Raw genomic sequence first — 3,678 nt, forward strand, 5'->3', positions numbered from 1 at the left:
CTGCGGCGGTCGTGGAGAACCTGGAATTCATATCGGCATGGCGGCCGACTATCCGGCCCCAGATGCCGCTCTTGGCGCCAGCCGCTTCGGGCAAGGCGCCCGTTTCGATCATACCGGCCGTCCAGGACCGGTTGCCGACGCGCTGCTGGAGGGTTTCAAGCTCGTTGAAACTCTGTAGCATCGCCGCATAGGCCTCGTAGACCGGAGCTCCGGCCTGATAAAGCGGCCCCGTCGGGAGACCCCCGTCGATCAAGGCCGACCGCAGGTACCAGTCACCATCGGCAGGCGTGCTGACGCTCCCTTGATACAGGCGATAGGCATAGGCGCCGCCAACGACCGCGGGAGCCCCTTCGAAAGTATAGCTCCCCAGCAGCGTGAAATCGCCAGCGGAGACACCACCGACATCGACGATTTTGATGCCTTCGTTGGTTTGTGCGCCATTGCCGCCGACATTGATGACACGAACATTGGTGCTGCCGGACGTATCGCCGGTGACCACCAGCAAGTCCGTGGACGAGCTGTCATCGCCAAGGACCGTCTCGATTTCGAGCATACCGCCATTGCCGATATAGTTGCCTGCCACGGTCAGAGTGCCGATCGAGTTGCCCGGAGCGATGGTGCCCCCGGCAAAATTCGTCGCCGTCCCCACCTGGCCGTTGCCCTGCAGTCGTCCGCCTATGGCTTCAATCGCCCCACCAAGCGTGCCATTGACCGAGAGAATGCCGTTATACACCCGCGAGACGCCCGCCAGGCCGGAGTTGTTTGCAGTGAGCGTGGTCTGGCCGGAACCTACCTGCCAAACGCCACCAGTCCCGGCGATCGTCCCGCCGAAGGTCACCCCATCCAAGCGGTTGAAGGCCAGCACGCCGCTATTGGCGACGTTCCCCAAGATGCTGCCGCTCTTCCCGCCATTGCCCAGCTGTAAGGTGCCGGCGGTGATCGCCGTGCCACCGCCATAGATATTGGCGCCGGTGAGCGTTAGCGTGCCCAGGCCATCCTTGGTCAGGCTGCCCGCGCCGGTCATGACAGGGGCGATGCCAATATTGAAACCGTTGGTATCGATGATGCCACCGCCGGCGCCGAGGGTAACCTGCTGAGCGCCATAGCTGCTGATGAAATCGGTATTGTTGCGGATGGCCCGGACGATGCCGCCATCCACGGTCACATTTGCAGTGCCCATCCCGCCCCGGAAACCGCTGGTTTCCAGAACGCCGCGCGCACCCGGCGTCCCCAACACATTCAGCGTGCCGCTTGCCGTGGCATCCGAAATGCCGAGATACACGCCGGCCTTCGCGTAAGCCCGCGCGCCATCTTCGATGGTCATCGCGCCGACCCCGTAATTGCCGAGAGTAAGGTTGAAGTTGGTCATCTCCCAGCTCGACCCCGGCCCCGTCACGGTGACACTGCCGTCGCTACCGGGGTGGGCGCCCACATAGCCCTGGTTGCTGGTGACGCTGGCGCCGTCTTCAATTCGCAGGTCGCCTTGGGCGACCAGACCGACGGTGAGCTGCCCTACCATGGTCCAGGATGCGCCCGAAGTCAGGATGGCCTCACCGTAGGCGTCGGTGCCGACGACGCCGTCGTTGCTCGATAGAGTGGCACCATCCGAGAGCTCCATTTTGCCTTGCCCCGCAACACCAACATCGATCCGCCCACCAACCGCGACATGACCGCCTGCCTCCACATTGAGCGTTCCTGTCCCCGGATAGCCGATGTTCAGATCTTGCCGAAGTGACCAGGTCGAAGCATTGCCCAAACCGTCCGCGCCCGACACCGTCACGACGCCAACGCTGCCCGGACCGTTCCCTACATAGCCCGTCCCGCCGCTGACGAACCCGCCCGCCTGAATGTCGAGGGTTCCATTGCCTTCCTGTCCAATGATGACATCACCAAGATTGTCCCAGCGCGACCCTTGCCCGGAAACCGTGACGACGCCCACGCCGCCCACATCGAACCCCACATAACCCATAGCATTGGTCAATGTGCTGCCATTGAGAATGGTCAAGCTACCAGCACCGGTCACACCAATAGTCAGGTCGACACTGCCATCGATGGATGCAGGATCTAACGGCGTGCTATCCCCGCCAATGGACACTTGCGCCAATGCCGGCGAGAGCGTCGCCAGCGCGACGACGAATGGCGCGCTCGACATGAGCAGGCATTGGCGAGACGGCCAAATACCTGAGAGGAAATGGCTTCTTTGCATCACAACCGGGCAAAAAACTAAATAAGTAATGCCCAATGTTGCGAATATAATGCTTAATTATCCTTTAATTCCCTGTCTCGTCGAGGGCGGTGTTTTGTAGAAACTGCTGCGGGTCGAGATATTGACTTTGCCGGACAACACATCTCGCCGTCGGCGCAGTTTCTAAAAGCAGCGCGGCACTGAGGGTGGTCAGACGGTCCGGCGACATTCGGAACTCGGCCAGAATCCATGCTGGTAGCACACTCGGCACCCCACCCTCAATCGCTCGCCACAAGGAGGAGGGACTGGATCGGGGCTTGCTCAAGTTGATCGGAAGCTCCCCCGGGAAGCGCGTTATCCAGCTAGTCACCACCGCCCAATTCAAAAGGAAATGGCGATCGCTGCCAATAGTCGGTCATCTTCCTGGCCGCAACGCCCTGTGCCTCCCAGTCGTGCAGCAGGGCTGCCAATCCTGCCAAGTCCCGCCGCTCAATGAAGCCGTGCAAGTGCTTGAGATGGCCTATGAAGGTCCTTCTATTCCTGACCTCTTCCTGCCGGCGGTGCCAAGCTTTGCTACCGGTCCTCAGCTTGGCGTAGAGCGGGTCAAAGCGTTCGCCCTCCCGGATACGATATTCAATATCGGCCGCGAGCAGATTGTCCGCCTCCGCAAGACGCCCCACTCCCGCCAACAGTACCGCCTTGAGAAATCGGATCATCGCAAAGCTCGGATGAACAGCCATCTCAAGCTCGACAAGCGTCTCCAGAGACGTAAAGCGCTGCAGAATTGTCTCATTGGCCAGCTCGAGTTCATCAAGCAATCGGGCCTGCAGGTCCGGCGCATCCAGGTAACCATCTGCCCGATCCAGCGTGCGGCCTATGCCCCCGCCAAAATGTGGCGGCGGACCAAAAGTGATACCCGCGCCCCACATCGGGCTAATATGCCCCTTATACGCCGTGCGGCGAATGTCCAAACTCAGACTGAAATGGCCTATCGGCCTGCGTCTCAAAACGCGGCCAATCCGGACAAATTCGGGATGCCGAGCCAGAAACGGCTCAACAAGCCACGCCACCTGCGCCTCAGTACTCATTCAAATGGCCGTACTTCACTCATTCAAATGGCCGTACTTCCATAATGTAGAAACTGGCATCTGGGAATCTGGCGCGAACCCGGTCGGCAATAACGCGCACTGGAAAGCTCGTGGAAAACATTGCCCAAAACAAGTGGCGAGCTGATCCTCAGCGTCTCAACGACAGTATGAACATCCGAATGCACAGCCGTTCCAGCCCAGACGGCCGGAAACGCCGCCCGGCCTGATGGCGTCGCGGTTATACGGTAACGGGCGGCCATTGGGCCTTCCGAAACTAATAGAGTGGACCAATGGCCGCCCGTCACGATCCGCTTTTTATGCAGGGTCCGGTTCAGGCGGTACCATTCTTGCAGGTCCGGCTGCCGAGTTTCCAACCCCACTGGACAGGCGCCCCCATCCCACGGT

The 3,678-nt window shown here is 60.5% G+C and carries 2 protein-coding genes; both read right to left on the bottom strand.

Annotated features, from left to right (window positions below; genetic code table 11):
- A partial coding sequence (locus ACI3KW_RS23085; protein WP_404850034.1) for an autotransporter outer membrane beta-barrel domain-containing protein occupies nt 1-2,242 on the bottom strand: 2,242 nt, incomplete at its 3' end.
- A 305-nt stretch (nt 2,243-2,547) separates the two neighbouring features.
- Nucleotides 2,548-3,273 (bottom strand): hypothetical protein, encoded by a 726-nt coding sequence (locus ACI3KW_RS23090; RefSeq protein ID WP_404850035.1) that lies wholly within the window; start codon nt 3,271-3,273, stop codon nt 2,548-2,550.
- Nucleotides 3,274-3,678 lie beyond the last annotated feature (405 nt).

It is taken from the genome of Devosia sp. ZW T5_3 (assembly GCF_044987315.1).
In the GTDB taxonomy this organism is placed as follows: domain Bacteria; phylum Pseudomonadota; class Alphaproteobacteria; order Rhizobiales; family Devosiaceae; genus Devosia.

Excerpts from the sequence above, each read along its gene's own strand:
- ACI3KW_RS23090 (WP_404850035.1), bottom strand. The coding sequence starts at position 3,273 with ATGAGTACTGAGGCGCAGGTGGCGTGGCTTGTTGAGCCGTTTCTGGCT.